Below are 21,385 nucleotides of genomic sequence, written 5' to 3' on the forward strand. Positions count from 1 at the left end.
ACTCACCGGTAACTGAGTATCGGCGCTCATGCCCGGCAGGCGTACGCCGCGGACGATGGCATCATGACGCAACCGGTGAAAACCTCGACGACAACGGCCTTCTACGTCCAGGCCGTGCTCTCGTTCGCGATCTCCCTCGCGGGCCTGGCCGCCGGCATCCTCTACCTTCCGGTCACGACCTGGGTGCGCTCCTTTCTCGCCCTCGGGCTGATGTACGTGGTGACCTCGACGTTCACGCTGGCCAAATGCGTACGCGACCGGCAGGAGGAGTCGACCGTCGTCAGCCGGGTGGACCAGGCCCGGCTCGACAAACTCCTCGCCGAGCACGACCCCTTCCGGACCGACTGACAGGACCGACCGGCCGGCGTGGTCAGTAGCCTGCCGCCATGACCAGCGACATGGACGAGCGCGGGCGACCGGCTCTCGCCGCCGCGCCCGAGGCGGCTCTCGACTACTACCTGCTCGGGTCGGAAACGGGCGCCGAGGGAGTCGTCGTCGAGGAGTTCGCCCTGGCCGACGACTTCAGGACCGTCGGCCTGAACACCGCCGGGTGGACCGCGGCCGACGGCGTGTGGTGGAGTTCGGCGGCCTTCGGGCGCGCGATGCGCGAGGATCCCGGCCTGCGCGCCCGCGCCCGGGCGGTGAGCCGCCCCGAGGCCGAGGCGGCGTACCGCGGTCTCGGCGGGGGCGAGCTGCCCGGCGAGGCGTGGTTGCGGGCGAGGTTCCACGACTACCAGCCTCTGCCGGACGCACCTCCCCTGCGCCTCAATCCGCCGCGGGCGCCCGAGGGGTTCCACGAGACGCGGGTCTACCGCGTGCTGCTCGCCGGCGAGCCCAGCCTCCCCCGCCTCGCGGAGGTCGTGACGCTCGCGGCGGAGGCCGGCGATCCGCGCACCCGGGTCGTCGGCACGGGTGCGCTGCGCACGGCCTCGGACGTCTTCACCTGGGACGTACGCCGGATCGGGCCCGGCGCCGCCTGCTCCGTCGACCTCACCGCCCACTTGGGAACCACGTCCGGCGAGGCCCTCGGGTCGCTGCTGCGGCGGTTGACGACGGCCATGCGCCACGCGGGTGCCGTCCCCGTGACCGTCGAACGTTTCTCCTGACCGCGCCGTACGGCCCCGAGGCCGGCGCCCCGGCGTTCCCCGCTTGTCCGGTCCCCGGTCGTGGCGCGGGGAGCCGGTCAGGCCAGGGGCAGCCGGACGACGAAGGCCGCGCCGCCGGCCGGCGACCGCTCGACGTGCACCTGACCCTCGTGGCCGTAGGCGATGTTCCGCACGATGGCCAGGCCGAGGCCGGTTCCGCCGCGGTCGCGGGAGCGGGCGGCGTCGAGACGGGTGAAGCGGTCGAAAACCCGCTCGCGGTCCTCCTCCCGGATCCCGTCGCCGTCGTCGGCGACGACGAGCTCCGCGGTGTCGGTCGTACGCTGGACCTGGACGATCACGCGGGTTTTGGCGTGTCTCTGCGCGTTGTCGAGCAGCTCGGAGAGCATCCGCCGGAGCCGGGCGTCCAGGCCGCGGACCACGACCCCGGGGTCGGCCCGCACCTTGACGTCGAGCCTGTCGGTACGCTGAGCCAGCTCGCTCTGCACGAGCTGCCCGAGGTCCACCAGGGCCGGCTCCGTCGGCTGCGCGGCCGCCTGGAGCCGGGCCAGCAGGTAGAGATCGTCGACCAGCGCCTGCAGCCGCTCCACGTCGTTGAGCGCCCGTTCGAGCAGGTCGTCCACATCGATGTCGCCGGGATGCAGCCGGGCCTCCTCCAGCTGTGCCCGCAGCCCCGCGATCGGAGTGCGCAGCTCGTGGGACACGTCGGCCTCGAACCGTCGCTGCCAGTCGATGGCCCGATACAGCTTGCCGCACATGCTGTCGAGGCCGTGCTTCACGCTGCGCTCCAGCTCATCGAGGTCGCTGAGGCAGTCACGGAGGTGGCGGAGCGATGTCACGTCTGGGAGGTTCCCTGACCCGCCCGCGACGATTCCCAGCAGACCTCAAAATCGCACACTCGATGCTCGTCGTACGACGGGCTCCGGGGGCCGGGGGCTCACCGGCGGGGTGAAGCCGGTGGACGGGCCGACCCGTCACGGCGGCCCCTCGCTGCCCGCGCGGTCACTGCTCGCGCATGCCCCAGGGAGAGCCGTACTCCGTGAGCAGGTCGAGGAAGGGCCGGGGCGGCAGGGCCTCCGGGCCGAGGACGCCGGCCCCGGACCAGACGCCGGTGGCCATCAGTTCGAGGGCAACGACCGGGTTGACGGCGGTCTGCCATACCACCGCCTGCGAGCCGTACTCGCGCATGGACCACTCGTTGTCGACCACGTGATACAGGTAGACCTCGCGCGGGCCGCCGTCCTTGGTGCCCTTGACCCAGGTGCCCGCACACGTCTTGCCGCGCATGCGATCCCCGAGGGTCGCCGGGTCGGGCAGGCACGCCGCGACCACGTCACGCGGGGAGACCTTGACGGTGGCGCCGCCCTCGGCGACGACCTCGACCGGTTCGGTCCGGTCCAGGCCCAGCAGGTGCAGGGTCCGCAGCGTGTCGATGAACTCCGTGCCCAGCCCGTACTTGAAGGTCACCCGCCCGGCGTCGACCCAGCGCGGCACGAGCAGGACCTCCTCGTGCTCCACGTTGACGCACTCGACCGGGCCGATGCCCTCGGGGAAGTCGAACACCTCCGGCTCGCTGAAGGGCGGGGTGGTGAACCAGCCCCGGCCGGCCTCGTACACGACCGGGGGGTTGAGACACTCCTCGATCGTGGTCCAGATGCTGAAGGACGGCGCGAAGTCGTACCCGTCGACGGTGAGGTCGGCGCCGTCGCGGATGCCGATCTCCTCGATGTGGTCGAAGAGCTCGTCGGCGGCGTAGCGGGCGAAGACGTCCGACAGCCCCGGCTCCACCCCCATGCCGGCCAGCGCGAGCCTGCCCGCCTTCTCCCATTCGGCGGCCATCTCGAACTGGGCGTCCCCCAGCTTGACCCCGCACACCTCGTGCGGGCGCTCCGGGTCGGGCCGCGACAGCGACATCGCCATGTCCAGGTAGTGCGCTCCGGCCGACAGCGCCGCCCGGAACAGCGGCATCACGAACCGCGGGTCGGTGGCGTTGAGCAGGACGTCGCAGCGGTGCTCGGCCAGCAGCGCCGCCACCGCGGCCTCGTCGCTCGCGTCCACCCGCCGGGCGCTGAAGCGCGCGCCCGCCTCCCCCAGCGCGGCGACCGCCGCCTCCGCGCGGGACAGGTCGTAGTCGGTCACGACCATGTGGTCGAAGAAGGACCGGCGGGCCGCGATCCGGGTGATCGCCGTACCCACCCCACCGGCGCCGACGAGCAGAACACGCATGACAGAACTCTCCCTTTCCAGGACAAAACGCCTTGGGTACGCCCGATCCAACGGCACCGTCACTGGTAACGTCAATGGTGTTGGCATAAGGCGCCGGGCAGAGAGGAGAGCGGCGTGCCCAAGCCCGTGGTTCCGGAGCCGGCCCGCAGGCGGCGTCGCCCCACGAAGAACGGGGTGGTCCTCTCGGAGGACCTGATCGTGCGGACCGCGCTGCGCATGCTGCGCGAGCACGGCTCCGCCGGATTGACCGTACGGCGGCTCGGCATCGCCCTGGGCGCCGATCCCAGCACGCTCTACCGCTACTTCGCCGGAATCGACGACCTGACTCTGGCCATCGGCGACATGCTCATCGGGCGTGCCATGGCCGGCTGGCGCCGCACCGGCGACTGGCGCGCCGACCTACGCGAACTGGGCCTGCTCATCCACGCCGCCTACCTCGAACACCCCCAGGCCGCGGTGCTGACCGCCAGCCGCATCAGCGGCAAGTCCCACGAGATCGCGGCCGACGAGGCGATCCTCGGACTACTGCGGGACGCCGGGTTCCCCGACCGTGAGGCGGTCCGCGTCTACCACACCTTCATCGACATGACGCTGGCCTTCGCCGCGCTGGACGCGGCCGCCCTCGCGCTGCCGGAACAGGCGCGCAGGGCGGACGAGGAGATCTGGCAGGCGACCTACGCCCGCCTGCCCGCGGCCACTCACCCCAACATCGCGGCGGTGGCGCCTCTGCTGATCGCCGATATGAACGACAGCGCCTACCCCGCCGCGCTCGACATGCTGCTCGACAGCGCCGTGTCCCGCCTCGGCGCCGCCTCCGGACACTCCTGACCGCCGAGCCGGGCGCGTCGACGCCGCAGGCGTCCGGGCGACCGTACGAGGGAGTGAGTGGACTTTCCTCTGCCGGCGGCGGACAGCCCGGGGCCGTTCGCGCTACCGCGGGGGCAGCACGCAGAACTCGTTGCCGTCGGGGTCGGCCATGACCACCCAGGCGACCTCGCCCTGACCGATGTCGATGCGCTTCGCCCCCAGGGAGACGAGGCGGTCGACCTCCGCTTGCTGGTCACCGTCGGAGGGTGGGGCGATGTCGAAATGCAGCCGGTTCTTCCCGGGCTTCGGCATCAGCGGCGGACCACCCCAGGTGATCTTCGGGCCGCCGTGCGGCGAGCGGATCGCGGTCTCCTGGTCCTGGTCCCAGACCAGCGGCCAGCCCAGCGCCTCGCTCCAGAAATACCCGGCCTCCTGCGTACCGTCGCAGGAGACCGCACCGATGAATCCGCAGTCGGCGAGGAACTTGTTGTCCGGCCCGATGACGCAGAACTCGTTGCCTTCGGGGTCCGCGAGCACGACGTGATCGTCCTCCGGGCTCTGCCCGACGTCGATGTGCCGGCCACCGAGTTCGAGCGCCCTCGCCACCGTCCGCTGCTGGTCTTCGAGGGACGTGCTCGTCAGATCGAAGTGCGCGCGGTTCTGGACGGTCTTCGGCTCCTCGGTCGGCAGGAATCGAATCCGGAACCCGGTGTCGTCGTTCGGCAGGAGCGCGATGTCGTCCTCGGCCCTCTCCCAGCCCAGGACACCGGCCCAGAAGCGCGCGAGACGGAGCGGGTCATGCGCGTCGAAGCAGAGCGCGACGGGATGACAGGTCATGCCGCTTCGCACCTCCGATCTGAATGCAAGCCGTCGGCAGGGCACGCCCTGCGCGCCCACAGAGAGGATCAACGCTAGGCGCTCCGGCGTCGGCCACGCGAGGCATTTTTCGGCAGGGCGTTTCTCGCGGCGTACGCGTTTCCGATCGACGCTCCTCCCGCGCCGGTCTCCCTCAGCCTTGTGGTTCAGCGCGGGTAGGCCGGTCGCTGCTCCGGATGCCGGGGCCGCCACCGGTCCGGCTGCCAGCCGGGGTGGGGAGGCCGGCGATTCGAGCGGGGCACCGAGGACGCGGGCACGCAGTCGTACTGCGGGCACGGTGTGGTGAAGCACTGCTTGGGCGAGGGCACGCAGACGCGCCCCGGCCCGCAGTCGACCGCCGCACACGGCGATCCGGGACTACACGCACCGGACTCCTGTCCGGCCGGCGTCGCGGCGACGACCGCCCGTGCCGACAGAGCTCCCGGCGACTCGTCCGCCCAGGCCATGGCGGCCGGCGACGCGGCTACGGCCACGCCCACTGTCAGGATCAGTTCACGGAGCATGTCTCCCCCGGCTGTGGTGATCGCTTCTCCCCCTCGCGATGCTCGCACCGGCCGTGCCCGCTGACGGCAAAACGGCTCTCAGCAAGTCGCATGGCTTGCCGAGCCGGATAGCCGGCGCTTCCACGACGCCGGTCGACGCGTCAGCCCGGGAGCGGTTCTTCCGCGCCACATGAATAACGCGAGAGCGGGCCGGGCATGCACACGTGCACGGGGGACAGCGCCAAGACGCACCCACGATGAAAGCCCAGGCGGGGAGAAGTACCCCTGGCCTGGGCCTTTAAGTGGATGGAGCTGAGGGATCTGTTCGACGCATGGGTCTTATCGTCGCGGCTGCTGGTCGGCGTCGCGCGTCATCGGCTGTGGCGCGGAGTCCTCCACGTAGCGAGGACGGCAGGCGAACCAGCCGGCGATCACCCCGGGGACGGCGCTGGCAGCGAGCACCAGGAGCGGGATCGACCATGAACCGGTCGCCTCGCGCAGCAGGCCCAGACCGATCGGGCCAAGGCACGCCAGCCCATAGCCGATGCCCTGAACGAAGCCCGACACGGCGGAGGCTGTCTGCGGGCTCTTGGTTCGACGGTTGATGAGGGTCATGCAGAGCGGGAAGGTGCTCACCCCGATTCCCAGCGCGCACACCCACACCAGCGTGCCGTCGAGCGGGGACAGGAGCAGGCCCAGGTATCCCGCAGTCAGGAAGACCGCGCACCCGACGACCACGATGAACGGGTTCGTCATGCGCGTGGCCAGGTGGGGAACCACCAAGGCCGCGAGCATGCCCCAGGCCGAGTAGAGCGCGACCATGGAGCCGCCCAGGGCCGCGCTGCCTCCTGCGTCGGTGAGCACTGCCGGGACCCAGGTGATGATCCCGTAGTTGGACAGCGACATCATCGCGAAGAGGATCAGCAGGCCCCAGACGGTCGACGACCGGCTGATCCTCGGTCCCGCACCGGTCGCCGTCGCGGTCGCGGGCGCGTGGTGATCGGCGGGCAGCCTGAGTGCCAGGACGAGCCAGACCACACCAGCCACGGCAGCCGGTCCCGCCCAGATGCCTACCGAGAGCCGCCACGACGTCGCTTCTGTGAGCGGGACCGCGAGAAGCGGGGCGATGAACTGGCCCGCCTGCAGGAGGATCAGGTAAAGCGAGGTCGCCAGGGCCAGCCGATCGGCGAACCAGGCCTTCACCAACGGAACGATCACGACATTCGCGGCTCCGATTCCGGCCAGTGCCAGCACGGTCGCAAGCACCAGCAACGAGGGCGTTGGCGAGAAGGCGCGCATCAGGAGCGACAGAGTCGTCAGGCCCAGCGCCACAGTGGCCGTGCGCTCGAGTCCGAACTTCCTCGTCACCGCCGGGGCGAGAAACCCGAAGACGGCGAAGGACGCCGCCGGCACGGTGCCGAGCAGGCCGGCCAGTGCCACCCCGAAGCCGAGATCGGATCCGATGATCTCCAGGAGCGGAGTGAACCCGGTCACGGCCGTTCGCAGGTTGACCGCTGTCAGGGCGATGGCGAGCCCCGCCCACAAGGTCAGGCGCCCACGGTTCGACGAAACGAGCGGTAAGGAGAGCGATGTCACGTTATACTCCACTGTAAGGTCAGCAGATGATGGGATTATGGGATGAGTTCCGAAGATTCTGACACGCGACAGCCCGTGCGTCGAGTGGGACTCATCGACCAGGCTGCCGAGCGCTTCCGCGAGGAGGTGGTCTCTGGACGCTGGCCGGTCGGTGAGCAGATACCGACCGAGGCCGCACTGGTGGCGGAGTTCGGGATCGGCCGGAACACGGTGCGCGAGGCGCTGCAGTCGCTGGTGCACGCAGGTCTGCTGCGCCGTGAACAGGGCCGCGGCACCTTCGTCATCTCCAGCTCCGAGTTGACAGGCACTCTTGAACGTCAGCTCGCCGGTGGCACCCGTCGCCACTACCTGGAACTACGCCTTGCCCTTGACAGCGCCGCGGCGTCACTGGCCGCGCTGAACCGCTCAGATGCCGACGTCGAGCTGCTGCGCGAGCTGCGCGACCGTCGCGAAGCGACCTGGTCGACCGATGATCTCGACCTGCGAGCGAGCGCGGACCTCGCCCTGCACCAGGCGATCGTGGCAGCGACGCACAACCCTCTCTACGTCAAGCTGTACTCCAGCATGCTCGACGTCTTCGCTGCCCACATGCGCGACGAGAAGAGCGAGGACGAGGACGCGGCACACCGCCACCACCACGAGCTGGTCGAGGCGATCGCGGACGGGGACGCCGACCGTGCCGCCGCGAAGGTGGTCTCCATCTTCAAACTCTTCACGCACTGAACCACGCGATTGCCTCACCTCTCGGGCGAGGTGTCCCTGACGATGCGCCGGCGAAAGTCCGGCGTGAACCCGACGTGTGATCACCGCGGCAAGTGACACAAACGGTTTGCTGCCGGCAAATCCGGTTTGCGAAGATCCGGCCATGGACCTGCAGATCACCACGCTGGCGGAGCGTCCCGAACTGGAGCCGCAGCTGTGGACCATGCCCCACAGCTGGCCGGTCTTCATGAAGCAGGACCAGGCCTCCGACCTGTTCTATCCGATCGTGAGCGCCCAGTATGCGGAGTTCGCGCTGGTCGCCGTGGACAGAACCGATCCCGGCACCGTCGTGGCGCGCGCCTTCTCCGTGCCCTTCGTCCTCGGAGGCGACGAGCTGCCCGACGACGGCTGGGACGGCGTGCTCTGGCGCGCCGCAGAGGCACGGCGACGCGGCAGCTCCCCCGACGTGGTCTCGGCACTGGAGATCACGATCAGGCCCGACCTGCAGGGTAAGGGCCTTTCCGCCGTCATGCTCGACGCCCTGCGCGCCCAAGCCGCCCGGCTCGGCTTCAGCGAGCTAATCGCCCCCGTGCGTCCCAACGGGAAGCACCTCCGGCCCCGCACCCCGATGGCCGACTATGCCGCGCTTCGCCGGGAGGACGGCCTGCCGGTCGATCCCTGGTTGCGCGTGCACGTACGCGCCGGTGGGGTGATCGACAAGATCGCCCGGCGGTCCATGGTGGTGGCCGGCACCCTCGAGGAGTGGCGAGACTGGACCGGCCTTCCGTTCCACCGAACCGGCGACGTAGAGGTCCCGGGGGCGCTGGTGCCCGTCCACTGCGACGCCGACCACGGCTTCGCGGTGTACGTCGAACCCAACGTCTGGGTGCGCCACTCGCTCCATTAGCCCGCTGAGACCCGTCGCCCGCGATTCCCGCAGGAACGCGTGTGCCCCAATGTGCCCCGGTCCGCTACGCGTAGTCGGCGGGCGGCTGAATGATGCCGACTCCACCGGTATGCGGCGTTGGCACGTAGCCGTCTGAAGGAGCAGGAAGCGCGTCGATGCAGTCCAGCGAACAGGCGTTGGCCAAGAGAGGAAGGGTGTCGGTGCCGACCCGCAGAGAGATCCAGACCTGGTAGAGGCCGGCTTCGGCGATCGGCCGGTCGCAGACACTACACGCCTTAATCATGTCGGTCCCCCACACCTCGGGATCGAGGCCCGTGAGATCGAGGTCCCGGATGGACGCTCTGCCCGGCCGCAGCGGAGGAAACGGCGGTCGAAGCTTGGAGTTGCCGTACAGCGAACGCGTGCTGACCGTGCTGGCCTTCACTTGTCGGCACCGGGTCAGCTCGTAGGGGAACCAGTGCAGGCGATGCGACATGTAGGGGGAGAACTCCTGCAGGTTGGTCATCGCGCCGATTTCCGGCGGGATCCGGAGCAGGTTGCTGCCATAGAGGACCAGATGCTCAACCTCAACGAGCTTGGCGATGGTCGGTGGCAGTGTGATGACCTGACGCCGTTCGGCCGGGCTCAGCTCGACAATGGGCCGGAACACCTCCCGGCCGTCCGCCGCCGCTTCTTCCACGAGCTCAAGCAGGTGTTGCCACCCGGACGATGCGATGTCCTGACGCTGTCCGTGGAAGCGCACCACGTGCGGTGGACGTACCTCGTACTGATCGAAACACCGGCAGACCTCCCTGCCGGCCGAGTGTCCACCTTCGCCGACGGCATCAGCCCACCGGTTGGCTGCAGGCAGAGCGGCATCGTCCTCCATACACGCACCGTAGCGCGATCCGCCCTACTCTGATCAGCCGGTCTGGAGATCGTCACCGCACTCCCTCCCCTGGTTGTGCCCTGGAGTTCGCAGCTGATCCAATTGAGGGTCGTAGCAGTTCAACCCGAGCCGTGCGGCGATCTCAACTGCAAAGCCTGAGGGGTCTGCCGTCGACCCACCCCGGAGAGGCAGCGGACCGGGGACGGTAGGTCAAGTCCAGCCCTGCGTGTACCTGGTCCCGGTGACTCTCCTCGTGCGCTGGTTGTCCTGCCGGCGCGCGCTCGATGTGCCCGAGGAGGAGTGAGCGGAGAGTCGGCCCGGCTCAGAGGGGTGAGAGGTGGACGAGTCGGCCTGTAGGCCGGGTTCTGTGGTCAGCCACGAGGGCTGACCGGCGGCCATCCATCTAGGACCGCCGTTGCCGGCGGCCTCAAGCGGTCCACCCGCGCGGCTCGGGCGGGCAGCCCTCGAACGTCGCGCGCGGGACGTTCCGGAGAACGTCCCTTCTTGACCTTGCTCCGGGTGGGGTTTACCGAGCCGCCCACGTCACCGTGGGCGCTGGTGGTCTCTTACACCACCGTTTCACCCTTACCCCCGTGAAGGGGCGGTCTGTTTTCTGTGGCACTGTCCCGCGGGTCGCCCCGGGTCGGCGTTACCGACCACCCTGCCCTGTGGAGCCCGGACCTTCCTCGGCAGGGCCGAAGCCCTGACGCGGCCGCCCGGCCGGCTCGTCCACCGTGAGGGTAAGCCTAGCGGCTCCCGAATCATTCCCCGGCCCGGGCGGCGGTCATGTGAAGTCTCTCTGAATTCGCCCGCGACGCGCAGACGTGAGGCAGCACCGGCGCAGGTCGCGGGCGGACCGTTCACAGGACCCGCACAGAACCTCTCAGAGACCACGCAGACCGGTGGGCGAGTCTGCGTCCCATGATTGAGTTGCGGCAACTGACCAAGAGGTACGGCGAGGTCGCCGTCGTGGACGGCCTCAGCTTCGACGTACGGCCGGGCGTCGTCACCGGCTTCCTCGGGCCGAACGGCGCGGGCAAGACGAGCACGATGCGGATGATCCTCGGGCTCGACAGGCCGACGAGCGGGAGCGCGACGATCGGAGGGCGGCGCTACGCCGACCTGCCCGTGCCCCTGCGGGAGGTGGGGGCACTGCTCGACGCGCACGCCGTGCATCCGCGCAGGACCGCGGTCGACCACCTGCTCTCCCTCGCGTACGGCAACGGCATCGGACGGCGCCGGGTCGAGGAGGCGCTCGGGCTCGTCGGCCTGGCCGACGTGGCGGGGCGTCGCCCCGGCGGCTTCTCCCTGGGCATGAAACAGCGGCTCGGCATCGCGGTGGCCCTGCTCGGCGACCCCCCGGTGGTGCTGCTCGACGAACCCGTGAACGGGCTCGACCCCGAGGGCATCCGATGGATCCGCACGCTGACGCGGAGCCTGGCCTCCGAGGGCCGGACCGTCCTGCTGTCCAGCCACCTGATGAGCGAGATGGCCCTCACCGCCGACCATCTCGTCGTCATCGGCCGCGGGCGGCTGATCGCCGACACGGGGCTGGACGCCTTCGTCCGCTCGGCAGCGCGGCAGGCGGTGCTCGTGCGCACTCCCGACGCGCCGCGGCTCGCCTCCCTGCTCCGGGAGGCCGGCGCCGCCGTACGGCCCGGCGCCGACGGCGGCCTGACGGTGACCGGGATGTCCGGCGCCGAGGTCGGAGGGCTCGCCGGCGCCCACGGAATCGTCCTGCACGAGCTCACGCCGTGGCGGGCCTCCTTGGAGGAGGCCTACCTGGAGCTCACCGGCGACAGCGTCGAGTTCGCCGCGAGTCCCGCCGGAGCCGTCTCATGACCGCGTACGGCGTGCTGCGCGCGGAGTGGGTGAAGTTCCGCAGCATCCGGGCCATGCTCGGCTGCCTGGCCGGGGCCGTGGTCGCGGCCGGGGGGTACGGCTACCTGTTCGGCATGGCCGCCGCACGCGACTATCTCGCCGCACCGGCCGCGGACCGGGCGGCCTTCGATCCCACGGAGACGGCCTTCCGCGCTCTCGTGCTGGTGGCGGTGCTCGTCAGCGCGGCCGGCGCGCTGACCGTGACCTCCGAGTACGCCTCGGGGACGATGCCGGTCAGCCTCACCGCCGTGCCCAGGCGCGGGCTCCTCCTCGCCGGCAAGGGGGCCGTCGCCGCGCTGGCCACGTTCCTCATCGGGCCGCCGCTGGCGCTCCTGTCGTTGACCCTCAGCCAGGCGGCGCTGGCCGCGCGGGGCGTGCCGAGCGTGGGACCCGGTGATGCCGGGATACCCGGGGCGCTGCTGGGCGCGGGCCTGTTCACGGGCCTGGTCGGCCTGTACGGCATCGCGCTCGGGTTCCTGCTGCGCAGGTCGGCGGGGGCCGTCTCGCTGGGGGCGTTCCTGCTGATCCTTCCCGGCATGGCGGGCCTGTTCCCGGAGGCGGTGGCCAGGTGGATCGTCACCTGGTGGCCGAGCGCGGCGGGCGCGAGGCTCTTCGCGGTCCATCCCGGCGCGGAGGGGCTCGCGCCGCTCGCGGGCGCCGGGGTGCTCGCCGCCACCGTGCTCGGCCTGCTCTGCGCCGCCGCCGCCGTCTTCCACCGGCGGGACGCCTGAGGCGACGGGCCCTGTACGCCGGGCTTAGCACCGCGTACCTATTCTTCCGCTGGTCGGCGAAGGGAGGCCGGATGTGGACGGGCGGCACCTGCTGGTGGTCGACGACGAGCCCGTGGTGCGGGAACTGCTGGCGGCCACGCTCCGCTTCGCGGGCTACGAGGTGACCTCGGCCGCGACCGGCTCACAGGCCCTGGAGACCGCGCGGGGCACGCCGCCCGACCTCGTGCTCCTCGACGTCATGCTGCCCGACATGGACGGTTTCGAGGTCATGCGCCGTCTCCGGGCGCTGCCCCGCCCGCTGACCGGCGGAAGTCCCGGTCAGGTGCCCGTGCTGTTCCTGACCGCGCGCGACACCACGCAGGACAAGATCAACGGATTGCGGCTCGGTGGCGACGACTACGTGACCAAGCCGTTCGACCTGGAGGAGCTGCTGGCCCGGATCGAGGCCGTGCTCAGGCGGGCCGGAGCCGCCCCCGAGGACCGCACGCTGCGGGTCGCCGACCTCGAACTCGACCCGGAGGGCCATCAGGTGGTGCGGGCGGGCTCCCCCGTGCGGTTGTCGCCGACCGAGTTCCGCCTGCTCCACTACCTGGTGCTCAACGCCGGAAGGGTGGTGTCCAAGGCGCAGATCCTGGAGCACGTCTGGCGGTACGACTTCGCCGGAGACTCCAGCATCGTGGACACGTACGTGAGCTATGTGCGCCGCAAGATCGACAAGAACGGGCCCAGGCTGATCCACACGATGCACGGGGTCGGATACGTGCTGCGCGGGCCACGCCCATGACGGCGCGCACGAGGCATCCGTCGCCGCGGTCACGTGGCCTGTCGCCGCGCTTGGGGAGTTCGTCGCTGCGGGGGCGGCTGCTGCTCACCACCATGGCCCTGCTCGTGGCCGGCCTCGCCGTCAGCGGCGCGGTCGCGGTCGCCACGCTGCGGGCCCACCTCATCGAACGCGTGGACCGGCAGCTCACGCCGATGGCGACGGTGCTGGCGCGGATACCCGCCAGGCTGACCGCCGTGCCGTCCGCGCCGCAGAGCGCGCAGCTGCCGGGCAGCCTGCCCGGGCTGGACCTGATCGACCAGGTGTACGTCGCCTACTTGCGCGCGGACGGCGCCGTCGAGCAGGAGGGCGGTCCGTGGCTGCGGGACCGGTCGCGGGACGGGCTGCCGGATCGGGGCCCTGCGCTCCCCCGGCTCGACGGCGCCGACGTCGAGCGGCTGGGCGGACGGCCGTTCGACGCGACCGGCCCCGAAGGCGGCAAGTGGCGGGTCGTCGCCGTCCCGCGCCCCGCCACGGCGACGACGCCGGCGGCGGCATCCGGCAGCGTCGTCGTGGCGGCGTCGCTTCGCGGAGTGCGGTCCACCGTCGGCCGCCTGACGGCGGTCTGCGCGGCGACCGCGGCGGCGCTCGTGGCGTCGCTCGCCGTGATCGGGTGGTTCGCCGTACGGCGGGGCTTGCGGCCGCTGCGGCGGATCGAGGAGACCGCCGCGGCCATCGCCGGGGGCGACCTGTCCCGGCGCGTCCCCGCGCTGGCCGCGCCCCGGACCGAGGTCGGCCGGCTGGCGGCCGCCCTGAACGTCATGCTCGGCCAGTTGGAGACGGCATTCGCCGAGCGGGAACGGGCGCAGGCCCGGATGCGCCGCTTCGTCGCCGACGTCAGCCACGAGCTGCGGACCCCGCTCTTCGGCATCAAGGGGTTCGCCGAACTGCACCGGATGGGCGGGCTGCCCGACGCCGACCTCACCCTCGGCCGGATCGAGAGCGAGGCCGCCCGCCTGGTCCGGCTCGTCGAGGACCTGCTCCTGCTCGCCCGCCTCGACGAGGGCGAGGAGGCCCTGCCCATGGACCTCGCGCCCATGGACCTGCGGACGCTCGCCGCCGACGCCCATCACGACCTGCGCGCGCTGGACCCGGGGCGGGAGGTCACGCTCACCGGGCCGGACGGCGGCCCGCCGGGTGCGGCGCCGGTTCACGGCGACGAGGCGCGGCTGCGCCAGGTGGTCTCCAACCTCGTGGGCAACGCCGTCGCCCACACCCCGCCGGGCACGCCGGTGCGGATCGGCGTCGGCACGGCCGGCGGAGACGGGGTCCTCGTTATCGCCGACGAGGGGCCGGGCATGCCCGCGGAGGAGGCCGCCCGGGTGTTCGACCGCTTCTACCGGGTGGACGGCTCACGCAGCCGCACCGGCGCCGGAGGCGCCGGGCTGGGGCTGGCCATCGTCCGGTCGATCGTCGCCGCGCACGGGGGCCGGGTGGAACTGCGGACCCGGCCCGGCGCCGGAGCCGCCTTCCGCGTCGTGCTGCGCGGCGTCGTCCTTCCGGGTGCCGCGCCGGGTCCCGTCACCCGTACGGCCGGGCGTTCTATCCGCGGCTGACGTCCTTGACGAACACCATCCCGTCGTAGCCGGGCAGGTGGGCCGGGTCCAGCGAGGCGTAACCGAACCAGGGGGACACGCGGGGGGCGGGCGGCGCGTCACCGAGGGCGCCCGCCAGCCGGCGGACGTCGACGACGTAGCGCTCCTCCGGGAGCGCGTACAGGAGCCCTTCGAGCGTGTCCGCCGGCGGGGTGTCCACCCCATGGTGCCGGATCGTGCCGAGCGCCATGGCCAGGAAGGCGTACCCCTCGCCCAGGTGCGCGTCCGCGATCGCGCCGGAGCTCCACCACTCGAACGGCACGCCGCCCATCCGCATCGTGCTCTTGTCCCGCTGGAGATGACTGTTGTGGGTGTACACCAGCGCCGGGCCCCGCTCGGCGACGGCGAGGATGTTGGCGGCGATCATCGAGCTGCGCAGGCCCAGCAGGCGCGGCATGCGGCCCGGTGAGCTGTCGGCCATCCAGTAGTGGTAGCGCAGCAGGCCGATGGCGGCGCGCGCGTACAGGCGCGCCCGGTCCCACTCGTCCGGTGTGGACGTCGCGAGCAGACGCGGCGTCTCCGCGTCGAGGAGCGCCACGAGATCGTCGGCGAGCAGCCGCAGCTCTCCGGCCTCGGCCGACCGCCCCACGGACTGGGACGGGTCCATCATCGTGGCGGGATCGGCCCAGCGGTCGTCGGCGCCGAGCAGGCGGTCGAGCGTCTCCGCGTCGCAGGGGAGCAGATCCGCGCCCACCCGGGCCGCGAGGTAGCCGTGGAGAGCGGTCAGCGCCTGCCGGGGGCTCGCGGCGTGGCTGATCTCCAGCGGGCCGTCGAGTCCGGCGAAGCGGAGCCGCTCGGCCGCGGGCCGGCCCTCGTTGTACGCGCGCATCCAGCGCACGAGCTCACGGTTGCCCGAGAACGCACCCCACTCGTGGCTGATGCCGCGCTCCATGACCTCGTCGAGGGTGCCCGTGCCCGAGGTGACGTAGTCGTCCACGACCAGGCCCATGAGGCAGTCGCTCTCGAGTCCGATCGTCCGGTAGCCCTCCTGCTCGACGAGCTGCCGGAACAGCTCGTTGCGCAGGTCCAGCAGCTCGTTGTCGCCGTGAGTGGGCTCGCCCAGGGCGAGCACCCGCGGCCGGGCCGGGAGCAGCCTCATGACGGAGGCGGCGTCGACGGCGTGGACGGTGTCCTTGATGTCGGTAGCCATACCTTCAACGGTATCGTTGAACCCACCAGTGAAGACTTACCGCGAAGCCACCAGCGTCAATGGGGGGGAAACCCTCAAATCACGGGTTCAAGCAGGCCGGCAGGCGCACGGACCGGTTGGGGTACGGGACATGCCGGCACGCGACGCCGCGGTGCGCGATGCCTCTGATGGTGATCGCCGGGGCACGGCTGGAGGCCGGCTGAGGGTACGGCCGAAGGAGCCGGGCGCGAGGCATCGCGGCACGGCTCGACGGCACGACCGAGAAGCCGGACGGGCGGCCTCACACCGCCCCGTCACGGCCGTCACGTCTCCAGAAGGGAGGGAGACGTCAGGAAAGGTGCGCGGTGTCGTTCAGCGCGCGGACGACGGCGGGCCCGTCGGCGTAGTAGTCGATCACCGACAGGCAGGCCAGGTCGAGATGCATCCGGTAGAGGGCCTCGGGCGGCGCGCCCAGCGCGAAGCGGACGAGCATCTTGATCGGGGTCACGTGGGAGACCACGACGACGCTGCGGCCCTCGTGGGCCTTCACGATGCGGTCCCTGGCCTGCTCGACCCGCCGCGCGGTCGCCGCGAAGCTCTCCCCGCCGGGCGGGGCGACGTCCGGGTCGGCCAGCCAGGCCGCCAGCTCCCGGGGCCAGCGCTGCTGGATCTCGGCGAACGTGTGCCCCTCCCACGCGCCGAAGTCGGTCTCCCGGAGGTCGTCGTCGACCAGCACCGTGAGGCCGGTCCCCGCAGCCACCGCCTCCGCCGTCTGCCGGGCGCGGGTGAGCGGAGAGGTGACGATCACCTCGACCTCGTACGGCTGACGCGACAGGCGCTGGGCCGCGGCCTCGGCCTGGGCGAGCCCGGTGGCGGTGAGCGACGGGTCGCCGAGCCCGGAGAACCGCTTCTCCACCGACAGCGGCGTCTGCCCGTGCCGGAGCAGGAGCAGGGACGTGGCGACGCGCGTGGCCCGGGGCATCCATCCGTGCCCGCGCCGGTCGTGGGAGGCGGCGGTTCCCGCCGCCGTGCCGTCCGCCCTACCAGTGGTCCCCGTCCCCGCCGCCGCCGCGCGGCCGTCGGTCCCCGCGCCCGCCGCGCGTCCGCCGTCGGTCCCCGCACCGGTCGCATCGGAAGTCCCCGTACGCCCATCGGGGGCGGCCGGAGCCGGGGCGCCGGGAGCGGACGCGCCGAAGGCGTCGTCGAACAGCGTGGGCGCGTCGGTGTTGGGCGGCTCGGCACCGGGCTCGACGGCCGGGGCGGCCTCCGGCGCGGAGGTGATCTCGCTCGCCTGCCACGTCTCCCCCCGGGCCGCGGCGTCCATCGCCTCGTTGGCGAGCCGGTCGGCGTGGCTGTTGCGCTCGCGCGGAATCCACGTCCAGGTGACGCGGAAGCGCCGGGCCAGGCCCGCCGCCTCCAGGGCGAGCGGCCGCAGCCCCTCGTGCTTGACCTTCCAGCGGCCGGCCATCTGCTCGATGACCAGCTTGGAATCCATCCGCACCTCGACCCGCCCGCCCTCGGCGCCGAGTGCGAGCAGCGCCCGGAGCCCGGCGATGAGCCCGCGGTATTCGGCCACGTTGTTGGTCGCGGTGCCGATCGACTCGGCGGCCTCGGCGAGCACCCGTCCGGCGTCGTCCTTGACCACCGCGCCGTACCCGGCCGGCCCGGGGTTGCCCCGCGACCCGCCGTCGGCCTCGACGACGTAACCCCCCGTCGCGCCCATCGCCGCCGTCACAGCCCCGACTCGGCCGTACGCACCAGGATCCGGCGGCACTCCTCGCAGCGGACCACCTCGTCGTGCGCGGCGGCCCGGATGCGGTTGAGGTCGGCGATGGACAGGCTCGTGCGGCAGCCGAGGCACCGGCCGCCGTGCAGCATGGCGGCGCCGACGCCGCTCTGCTCGCGCATCTTCTCGTACAGCGCGAGCACGTCGGCCGGGACGTCGGCGGTGATCGCGGACCGGCCGCCGGCCAGCTCGCCGAGCTCCTTGTCGATCTCCGCGAACGCCGCGTCGCGGCGGTCCTCGGCGGCGCGCAGCGTGCCGGTCACCTCGTCCCGCTCCGACTTGAGCGTGGCGACCCGGGCGTCGGCCGCCTCCCGGCGTTCCATGATCTCCAGCACGACCTCCTCCAGGTCCGACTGCCTGCGCCGCAGGGAGACGATCTCGGACTGGAGGCTCGCCAGGTCCTTCGGGGAGGAGACCTGCCCGGAGTCGAGGCGCTTGGTGTCCCGGTCGACCCGCACGCGTACGGCGTCGACGTCGGACTCGGCCTTGGCCTGGTCCCTGGCGAGGTCGCCGGCCTCGGTCTCGGCGGCGATGATCTGCGTCGAGACCCGGGCCAGCCTCTTGGACAGCTCGTCGATCTCGGCGAGCTCGGGCAGGCTGCGGCGGCGGTGCCGCAACCGGTCGAGGCCCGTGTCGAGCTCCGCGAGATCGAGCAGACGCTTCTGTGCTTCCGGTGCGGCCTTCATCCCAAATCCCTCAAGATGCTCGGGGGTCCAAGTCGGTGGTCGTCGCCGTCCAGGCGTCGGTGACGGCGTCGGAGACGCGCGCCTCAACAGTAATGCCCCCGGCCGCCAGCGCTGACGTCAGACGCCGGGCGGCGTCCGCGAGCCACGGCCATTCGGTGGCCCAATGGGAGGCGTCGACCAGCGCGGGCCCGTCCGCCTCCAGGTGCTCGCTGGCCGGGTGGTGCCGCAGGTCGGCCGTCAGGAAGACGTCCACGCCCGCGGCCCGTGCCGTCCCCAGCAGCGAGTCGCCCGCGCCGCCGCAGACGGCGACCGTGCGCACCGGCCGGTCGAGATCGCCCGCCACCCGCAACGGGCCCGCCGTACGCGGCAGCCCGGAGGCGGCCAGCGCGGCGAACTCCCGCAGCGGCGTCGGGGCGGGCAGGTCGCCGATGCGGCCGAGCCCGCGGCGCGGGTCGTCGGCGGAGGGCTGGACGGGCCGAAGGTCCCCGGTCAGGCCGACGGCCCGCGCGAGCGCGTCGGAGACCCCGGGGTCGGCGACGTCCGCGTTGGTGTGCGCGGCGTAGAGCGCGGCGCCGCCGCGGATGAGCCGGTGCACGACCCGGCCCTTGAAGGTCGTGGCGGCGACGCTCGTGGTGCCGCGCAGGTAGAGCGGGTGGTGGGTGACGACGAGGTCGGCCCCCCAGTCGAGGGCCTCGTCCACGACCACGGCGACCGGGTCGACCGCGAACAGGATCTTCCGTACGGCCTGCTCCGGGTCGCCGCAGACGAGACCCACCGCGTCCCAGGACTCGGCCCACGAGGGGTCGTACAACGCCTCCAGGCGTTCGACCACCTCGGCGAGGGTGCAGGAGATCGATTCCACCCGCGCACACTACAGCCTGCTGGCGGAACGTTCCGGGAAGAGTAACGTCCCATTTGACGCCCCGCCGCCAGGAAGGATCCCCAGCGTGCCCGTTGATCAGCAGAGCCTGCACGTCAGCTCCGTGGTCGCCGACACCCACAACGACCTGCTCATGGCCGTCTCCGCCCGGCCGCCCGCGGCATGGGCCTCGTTCTTCCGCGAGCAGTGGCTTCCCCAGCTCGTCGAGGGCGGGGTCGACGTGCAGGTGCTGCCCGTGTTCGTGGAGAGCCAGTTCCGCCCGGAGGGCGCGCTGCGCCAGACCCTGCGGATGATCGAGTGCGCCCACGTGCTGGCCGAGGGCAACCCCGACGCCGTGGCGCTGTGCCACGACGGGCAGCAGATCGACGAGGCCCTCGCCCTCGGCAGGATCGCCCTGGTGCTGGCCCTGGAGAGCATGCCGGGGATCGACGAGAGCGTCGAGCTGATCCCGGCCCTGCACCGCCTCGGGGTCCGCGTCGCCTCGATCGCCCACTGGGGCCGTACGGCTCTCGCCGACGGCAGCGGCCAGGACGGCACCGGTTCCCGGCTCACCAGCCACGGCGTCGAGGCCCTGCGCGAGATGGAGCGGCTCGGCATGCTCTTCGACATCTCGCACCTGGGCGCCACGGGCGTCGCGCACGTGCTGGAGATCGCGACCCGGCCCGTGATCGCGACGCACTCCTCGGCGCGCGCCCTGCGCGACCACCACAGGAACCTCACCGACGAGCAGCTCAGGGGCGTCGCCGCGGGCGGCGGCGTCGTCTGCGTGAACTTCCTCGCCGCCTTCCTCACCGAGGACGCCCGCTCGGCCACGGTCGACCATCTCGTGGACCACATCGAGCACATCGCCGGCGTCGCCGGCATCGACCACGTGGGTCTCGGCCCCGACTTCGTGCGCGAGGTGTACGCCGACCTCACCCCGCCGTGCTGCGAGGGCTTCAGCTACTCGGGCATCGACTCGAGGGCCGCCGTCCCCGGCCTGGAGGGCCCGCGCGGCCTGCCGCTGGTGACCGACGCGCTCCTCAAGCGGGGGTTCGCCGACGAGGAGATCCAGAAGATCCTGGGCGCCAACGTGATGCGCCTGTTCCGCGCCGAGCTGGGCCGCACGGCGCGGGAACGGCAGTAGCGGTGGACCCCGAGGCCATGCTGGCCGACCTCGAGGAGCTGGTGCTCTGCGAGTCGTACTCCACGGACCACGAGGCGGTGGCGCGCAGCGCCCGCGTCGTGGGGGCGCTGGGCCGCAGGCTGCTCGGCGCCGAGCCGGAGACCCTGGTGATCGACGGGGTCACCCACCTGCGCTGGTCCTTCGGCGCGCCGCGGGTCCTGCTGCTGGGCCACCACGACACCGTCTGGCCCGTCGGCACGCTGCGCGAGCACCCCTGGTCGGTGCGGGACGGGGTGGCGCGGGGGCCCGGCGTGTTCGACATGAAGGCCGGTCTCGTGCAGCTCTTCCACGCGGTCGCCTCGCTGCCGTCCCCCGAGGGCCTGACCGTGCTCGTCGTCGGGGACGAGGAGCTCGGCTCGCCGACCTCCCGCCCGCTGATCGAGTCGATCGCGTCGCGGTGCGCCGCCGCGTTCGTGCTGGAGGCGAGCGCGGACGGCGGCGCGCTGAAGACGGCCCGCAAGGGCATCTCGCGGTACGAGCTGACCGTGCACGGCCGGGCCGCGCACGCCGGCCTCGAACCCGAGCTGGGGGCCAACGCCGGCGTCGAGCTGGCCCACCAGGTGCTCGCCATCGCGGGCATCGCGGCCCGGGTCGAGTCGTCCTCCAGGGCGGGGGCCACGTCGGTGACGCCCACCATGCTGACCGCCGGGACGAGCACCAACACGGTCCCGGCGCGGGGCCGGGTCGCCGTCGACGTACGCGTGCCCGACGGGGCGGCGCAGCGGCGGGTGGACGAGCTGATGCGGGCGCTGACCCCGCGCACTCCGGGCGTCCGGCTGGAACTGCGCGGCGGGCCGAACCGCCCGCCCCTCGATCCCGTCGCCTCCGCCGGGCTCTTCGACGTCGCCGTACGGCTCGCGCGCGAGCTGGGCATGGCGCCGCTGCGCGGGGCGGCCGTCGGCGGCGGATCGGACGGCAACTTCACCGCCGGCGTCGGCTGCCCGACGCTCGACGGCCTGGGCGCGGTGGGCGGCGGCGCGCACGCCGCCGGGGAGCACGTCGTGGTCGCCGAGATGCCGGTCCGCGCCCGCCTGGTCGCGGCACTGGCGGCGTACGTGCTGTCGGGCGGGCCGATCGGCCCCGGCGACGACGCGGACCGCGCGGCGCGGGACACGAGGCGGACCGCCCGGGGGACCGCGTGAACC

General features: G+C 72.3%; 21 protein-coding genes and 1 other RNA gene. 11 read left to right on the forward strand and 11 right to left on the reverse strand.

The window, feature by feature from the left end:
• Positions 1-63 precede the first annotated feature (63 nt).
• Both AAH991_RS03810 and AAH991_RS03815 read left to right on the forward strand, forming a co-directional pair.
• Entirely contained in the window at positions 64-348 is a 285-nt protein-coding gene (locus tag AAH991_RS03810) for a YiaA/YiaB family inner membrane protein (RefSeq protein WP_346224312.1), read from the forward strand.
• A 38-nt stretch (positions 349-386) separates the two neighbouring features.
• Complete coding sequence (locus AAH991_RS03815; RefSeq protein WP_346224313.1) at positions 387-1,106, forward strand: hypothetical protein; 720 nt, start codon at positions 387-389, stop codon at positions 1,104-1,106.
• A gap of 77 nt (positions 1,107-1,183) precedes the next feature.
• On the opposite strand, the gene AAH991_RS03820 is transcribed toward AAH991_RS03815, so the two are convergent.
• Positions 1,184-1,942 carry a sensor histidine kinase gene (locus tag AAH991_RS03820; RefSeq protein WP_346224314.1) on the reverse strand — a complete coding sequence of 253 codons (759 nt, stop codon included), beginning with the start codon at positions 1,940-1,942 and terminating at the stop codon, positions 1,184-1,186.
• 163 nt (positions 1,943-2,105) lie between these two features.
• Positions 2,106-3,329 (reverse strand): saccharopine dehydrogenase family protein, encoded by a 1,224-nt coding sequence (locus tag AAH991_RS03825; RefSeq protein ID WP_346224315.1) that lies wholly within the window; start codon positions 3,327-3,329, stop codon positions 2,106-2,108.
• A gap of 114 nt (positions 3,330-3,443) precedes the next feature.
• Here AAH991_RS03825 and AAH991_RS03830 point away from each other — a divergent pair, with 114 nt between their 5' ends.
• Complete coding sequence (locus AAH991_RS03830; RefSeq protein WP_346224316.1) at positions 3,444-4,157, forward strand: TetR/AcrR family transcriptional regulator; 714 nt, start codon at positions 3,444-3,446, stop codon at positions 4,155-4,157.
• A 102-nt stretch (positions 4,158-4,259) separates the two neighbouring features.
• Here AAH991_RS03830 and AAH991_RS03835 read toward each other — a convergent pair whose 3' ends face one another.
• The 3 genes from AAH991_RS03835 to AAH991_RS03845 all read right to left on the reverse strand — a co-directional run bounded on the left by AAH991_RS03835 (position 4,260) and on the right by AAH991_RS03845 (position 7,090).
• Positions 4,260-4,973: a VOC family protein gene (locus AAH991_RS03835; protein ID WP_346224317.1), complete on the reverse strand. Its 714-nt coding sequence runs from the start codon at positions 4,971-4,973 to the stop codon at positions 4,260-4,262.
• 185 nt (positions 4,974-5,158) lie between these two features.
• Positions 5,159-5,515: a hypothetical protein gene (locus AAH991_RS03840; protein WP_346224318.1), complete on the reverse strand. Its 357-nt coding sequence runs from the start codon at positions 5,513-5,515 to the stop codon at positions 5,159-5,161.
• 318 nt (positions 5,516-5,833) lie between these two features.
• Positions 5,834-7,090, reverse strand: a complete 1,257-nt coding sequence (locus AAH991_RS03845; protein WP_346224319.1) for an MFS transporter — start codon at positions 7,088-7,090, stop codon at positions 5,834-5,836.
• 84 nt (positions 7,091-7,174) lie between these two features.
• Between AAH991_RS03845 and AAH991_RS03850 the strand changes: the two genes are divergently transcribed.
• A complete protein-coding gene (locus AAH991_RS03850; protein WP_346224320.1) occupies positions 7,175-7,813 on the forward strand; it encodes a FadR/GntR family transcriptional regulator in 639 nt (212 codons plus the stop codon).
• A 142-nt stretch (positions 7,814-7,955) separates the two neighbouring features.
• A complete protein-coding gene (locus tag AAH991_RS03855) occupies positions 7,956-8,699 on the forward strand; it encodes an N-acetyltransferase (protein ID WP_346224321.1) in 744 nt (247 codons plus the stop codon).
• A 64-nt stretch (positions 8,700-8,763) separates the two neighbouring features.
• Here AAH991_RS03855 and AAH991_RS03860 read toward each other — a convergent pair whose 3' ends face one another.
• Both AAH991_RS03860 and rnpB read right to left on the reverse strand, forming a co-directional pair.
• Positions 8,764-9,567: a hypothetical protein gene (locus AAH991_RS03860; protein ID WP_346224322.1), complete on the reverse strand. Its 804-nt coding sequence runs from the start codon at positions 9,565-9,567 to the stop codon at positions 8,764-8,766.
• Positions 9,568-9,905: 338 nt separating this feature from the next.
• Positions 9,906-10,295, reverse strand: an RNA gene (gene rnpB / locus AAH991_RS03865) — RNase P RNA component class A.
• A 193-nt stretch (positions 10,296-10,488) separates the two neighbouring features.
• Between rnpB and AAH991_RS03870 the strand changes: the two genes are divergently transcribed.
• The 4 genes from AAH991_RS03870 (at position 10,489) to AAH991_RS03885 (ending at position 14,555) form a co-directional block, all read left to right on the forward strand.
• Entirely contained in the window at positions 10,489-11,409 is a 921-nt protein-coding gene (locus AAH991_RS03870; protein ID WP_346224323.1) for an ABC transporter ATP-binding protein, read from the forward strand.
• Complete coding sequence (locus tag AAH991_RS03875; RefSeq protein ID WP_346224324.1) at positions 11,406-12,179, forward strand: hypothetical protein; 774 nt, start codon at positions 11,406-11,408, stop codon at positions 12,177-12,179. Before AAH991_RS03870 ends, AAH991_RS03875 begins: the two co-directional genes overlap by 4 nt.
• A gap of 73 nt (positions 12,180-12,252) precedes the next feature.
• The gene (locus AAH991_RS03880; protein WP_346224325.1) at positions 12,253-12,963 is read left to right on the forward strand and encodes a response regulator transcription factor; all 711 of its coding nucleotides are present in this window, start codon (positions 12,253-12,255) and stop codon (positions 12,961-12,963) included.
• 50 nt (positions 12,964-13,013) lie between these two features.
• Complete coding sequence (locus tag AAH991_RS03885; protein ID WP_346224326.1) at positions 13,014-14,555, forward strand: sensor histidine kinase; 1,542 nt, start codon at positions 13,014-13,016, stop codon at positions 14,553-14,555.
• Here the strand turns inward: AAH991_RS03885 and AAH991_RS03890 are convergent.
• From AAH991_RS03890 to AAH991_RS03905, 4 genes are all read right to left on the reverse strand, one after another.
• The gene (locus tag AAH991_RS03890) at positions 14,542-15,744 is read right to left on the reverse strand and encodes an erythromycin esterase family protein (RefSeq protein ID WP_346224327.1); all 1,203 of its coding nucleotides are present in this window, start codon (positions 15,742-15,744) and stop codon (positions 14,542-14,544) included. The two genes, AAH991_RS03885 and AAH991_RS03890, sit on opposite strands and share 14 nt — an antisense overlap.
• A gap of 328 nt (positions 15,745-16,072) precedes the next feature.
• Positions 16,073-17,446 carry a bifunctional RNase H/acid phosphatase gene (locus AAH991_RS03895; protein WP_346224455.1) on the reverse strand — a complete coding sequence of 458 codons (1,374 nt, stop codon included), beginning with the start codon at positions 17,444-17,446 and terminating at the stop codon, positions 16,073-16,075.
• Between the two features lie 8 nt (positions 17,447-17,454).
• Positions 17,455-18,195 carry a zinc ribbon domain-containing protein gene (locus AAH991_RS03900; protein ID WP_346224328.1) on the reverse strand — a complete coding sequence of 247 codons (741 nt, stop codon included), beginning with the start codon at positions 18,193-18,195 and terminating at the stop codon, positions 17,455-17,457.
• A gap of 10 nt (positions 18,196-18,205) precedes the next feature.
• Positions 18,206-19,057, reverse strand: a complete 852-nt coding sequence (locus AAH991_RS03905) for a Nif3-like dinuclear metal center hexameric protein (RefSeq protein WP_346224329.1) — start codon at positions 19,055-19,057, stop codon at positions 18,206-18,208.
• A gap of 85 nt (positions 19,058-19,142) precedes the next feature.
• Here AAH991_RS03905 and AAH991_RS03910 point away from each other — a divergent pair, with 85 nt between their 5' ends.
• Complete coding sequence (locus AAH991_RS03910; protein ID WP_346224330.1) at positions 19,143-20,201, forward strand: dipeptidase; 1,059 nt, start codon at positions 19,143-19,145, stop codon at positions 20,199-20,201.
• Between the two features lie 2 nt (positions 20,202-20,203).
• On the forward strand, positions 20,204-21,382 hold the full coding sequence (locus AAH991_RS03915) for a M20/M25/M40 family metallo-hydrolase (RefSeq protein WP_346224331.1): 1,179 nt from the start codon (positions 20,204-20,206) through the stop codon (positions 21,380-21,382).
• The last annotated feature ends 3 nt before the right edge of the window (positions 21,383-21,385 follow it).

The sequence above is a fragment of the Microbispora sp. ZYX-F-249 genome (genome assembly GCF_039649665.1).
In the GTDB taxonomy this organism is placed as follows: Bacteria; Actinomycetota; Actinomycetes; order Streptosporangiales; family Streptosporangiaceae; genus Microbispora; species Microbispora maris.

Bases quoted from the DNA above. Each gene is read 5' to 3' on its own strand.
- AAH991_RS03815 (WP_346224313.1), top strand. From the start codon at position 387: ATGACCAGCGACATGGACGAGCGCGGGCGACCGGCTCTCGCCGCCGCG.
- AAH991_RS03825 (WP_346224315.1), bottom strand. From the start codon at position 3,329: ATGCGTGTTCTGCTCGTCGGCGCCGGTGGGGTGGGTACGGCGATCACC.
- AAH991_RS03890 (WP_346224327.1), bottom strand. From the start codon at position 15,744: ATGGCTACCGACATCAAGGACACCGTCCACGCCGTCGACGCCGCCTCC.
- AAH991_RS03810 (WP_346224312.1), top strand. From the start codon at position 64: ATGACGCAACCGGTGAAAACCTCGACGACAACGGCCTTCTACGTCCAG.
- AAH991_RS03860 (WP_346224322.1), bottom strand. From the start codon at position 9,567: ATGGAGGACGATGCCGCTCTGCCTGCAGCCAACCGGTGGGCTGATGCC.
- AAH991_RS03870 (WP_346224323.1), top strand. From the start codon at position 10,489: ATGATTGAGTTGCGGCAACTGACCAAGAGGTACGGCGAGGTCGCCGTC.
- AAH991_RS03835 (WP_346224317.1), bottom strand. From the start codon at position 4,973: ATGACCTGTCATCCCGTCGCGCTCTGCTTCGACGCGCATGACCCGCTC.
- AAH991_RS03900 (WP_346224328.1), bottom strand. From the start codon at position 18,195: ATGAAGGCCGCACCGGAAGCACAGAAGCGTCTGCTCGATCTCGCGGAG.
- AAH991_RS03840 (WP_346224318.1), bottom strand. From the start codon at position 5,515: ATGCTCCGTGAACTGATCCTGACAGTGGGCGTGGCCGTAGCCGCGTCG.
- AAH991_RS03855 (WP_346224321.1), top strand. From the start codon at position 7,956: ATGGACCTGCAGATCACCACGCTGGCGGAGCGTCCCGAACTGGAGCCG.
- AAH991_RS03895 (WP_346224455.1), bottom strand. From the start codon at position 17,446: ATGGGCGCGACGGGGGGTTACGTCGTCGAGGCCGACGGCGGGTCGCGG.
- AAH991_RS03875 (WP_346224324.1), top strand. From the start codon at position 11,406: ATGACCGCGTACGGCGTGCTGCGCGCGGAGTGGGTGAAGTTCCGCAGC.